Source organism: Proteiniphilum sp. UBA5463 (assembly GCF_002427225.1).
Classification (GTDB): Bacteria; Bacteroidota; Bacteroidia; order Bacteroidales; family Dysgonomonadaceae; genus Proteiniphilum; species Proteiniphilum propionicum.
Genome location: NZ_DIQL01000051.1, coordinates 87377 through 89579, shown reverse-complemented (window position 1 = coordinate 89579; position 2203 = coordinate 87377). Strand labels below are relative to the sequence as shown.

The window sequence follows — 2203 nt, the reverse complement described above, 5'->3', positions numbered from 1 at the left end:
ATTATTTAATTTCACTTTTTTTTTACCACAAAAATAAAAAAAATACTATTTCCTATTTTTCTTGAAGAAAACGGACTTCTGCTTAAAGAGGTTAATGGATGTATTTCGGTATTATATGATTTAATGTGCCTTTTTGGCATTGTGGATATGGCGTACTCTGAATTTTTCACGAAAATATTTACATTTCAGGTGAATCAGATTCTTGGTACGCGATAATATCAACATCGGAAGATTTAACATAACGGATATATTCTCTAAACTGATGAGGTGTCATTCCTGTCTCTTTACGGAATGAATCGAAAAATACGGATTTGGTATTAAAGCCTACTTCAGATGCAATTTTTTCGAGATTATATTCACTTCTTTGATCGTTTTCATCTTTGAAAATCTTGATTGTTTCCAAAATCCGGTATTTATTGATAATCTCAGTGAATTTTAATCCTCTGGAGTTTATAGCTCTGGAGAGGTAACTACGGTTTGTACCTATCTCCCTTGCAGCCATGTTTAAATCGAGTTCAGGTTGCAGATATTTTTTATCTTTCTCAAGCCAGGTCTTGAAATCACTGAACAACAAGGACTCTTTCTGTTCGGCTGATAGCTGTGAAATGCTGTCTTTATTGATTATTTGATGCTGTTGGTTGATGATTTCATTCATTTTTTGAATCTGATTCACATGGGTTAGATTTTTTCTCACTAACAACAACAAAGCTTGACTCAATCGTTTTCTCATATTGGAGAACAGAATAAAAACAAAACTAACCAATAATAATAAGGTGAACGTGGCATAGAACAAGAGACGATTCCTTTTTTTATCGCTTTGGAGTATGTCTATCTTGCGGATTGCCCGTTCCAGTTCCAATTGCGTTTCGATAAAATTTATTGTTTCGGTAGTGGATAAACGATTATATTTTTCCAGATTGACTTGTGCCGAATCCAGATAATTACTTGCTTTTAATGGATCGGTCGTAATGAATGCACTAAAAAGTTCCTTGTAGGCATCATATTTTAAGTTGTCGAGCACATCGTTGTCAATGATTTCTATTGCATGTTTAGCACAGTCGGTCGCTTTTTTATGATTGTTTAGAATATTGTAAACTGAAGCCAGGTTAATATATGCTTCTGCCTGGCGTCTTTTCGCACCAAAGTAATCATCACCTATCTGAATCACTCGCTCGAAGGATGCTATTGCAGCGGTGTAGTTTCCCTGAAAACTTTCAATGGTTCCCAGATGATTGAAAATGGATGCCCGCATTTGCTTGTCTTGTGTAAAATCTGCAGTCTCCATAGCCTGTTTTACATAATATTTAGCTGTATCTATACTGTTATAACTCAAATATGTTTTTACACCTATTACGTAGAGATAAAAAAGTTCATCTCTATCGTTATATTCTTTCAATGTTATCTCAGCTTCTTTGATTTTTTCCACCGCATCGGTGAAAGCTCCTAATTGAGCGTAAAGACTTGCCAGAAACTTTAGATTCACGGCTGCACTTTTGTGTAATCCTGATTCACGATAATGTTCACCGGATCTATAAAACATACTAATTGCATGATCATATTGCTCATAGTATGTCATAATCCTTGCCATCATACGCTCTGTGAGAGCTTGAGCTCTGAGGTCATAAGTATTGCTTTCAAGAACACCTGCAGCTACCTGGAAAGCTTTTTGGTAATGTCCGGATCGAAATTTAATTAAGCCCAGAATACAGTTGTAATAGTAGAGGTCGCGCTGTTGTAATGGCTCTGGACAGACTTCTTGTAACACAACTTTTGCACTGTCGATATTACCTGTTTCACAAAGAGATGCGGCCTTGAAGATAGTTTTAACATAACGGATGTTTTCAGGTAGTGATACGGTTTCAGGATTGTCTAGTATTTTCAATACACTTTCGTATTCATTTTCAATAAAAAAAAGATCAATAGCTCTCTCTAATTGAGCAGGATAGCCGGTTTCTGATTTTTGCCTACAAGTTACAAACAATAATAAAACTTCAATCAATAAAATTGAAATTGCTGTTGTTTTTATGTATTTGTCAACAGACATGCCTCGATAATTGGTTAATTGGTTTATATTTAATTACTTGCTCTTTTAGTTCTTGTTCCCAGACTTTAATGATAAGTGCAATAATTATCTTTATTTTGTCAAATATATTAAATTTTAAATATAACTACAAATAATTGACCATTTAGTTCTGAGTTCAAT

Annotated in this window: 1 protein-coding gene; it reads right to left on the bottom strand. The window is 34.4% G+C overall.

The genetic code is table 11. The features are described 5' to 3' along the window. Positions 1 to 178: 178 nt before the first annotated feature. The gene (locus tag B3B27_RS08660) at positions 179 to 1882 is read right to left on the bottom strand and encodes an AraC family transcriptional regulator (RefSeq protein WP_286847281.1); all 1704 of its coding nucleotides are present in this window, start codon (positions 1880 to 1882) and stop codon (positions 179 to 181) included. Between the last annotated feature and the right edge of the window lie 321 nt (positions 1883 to 2203).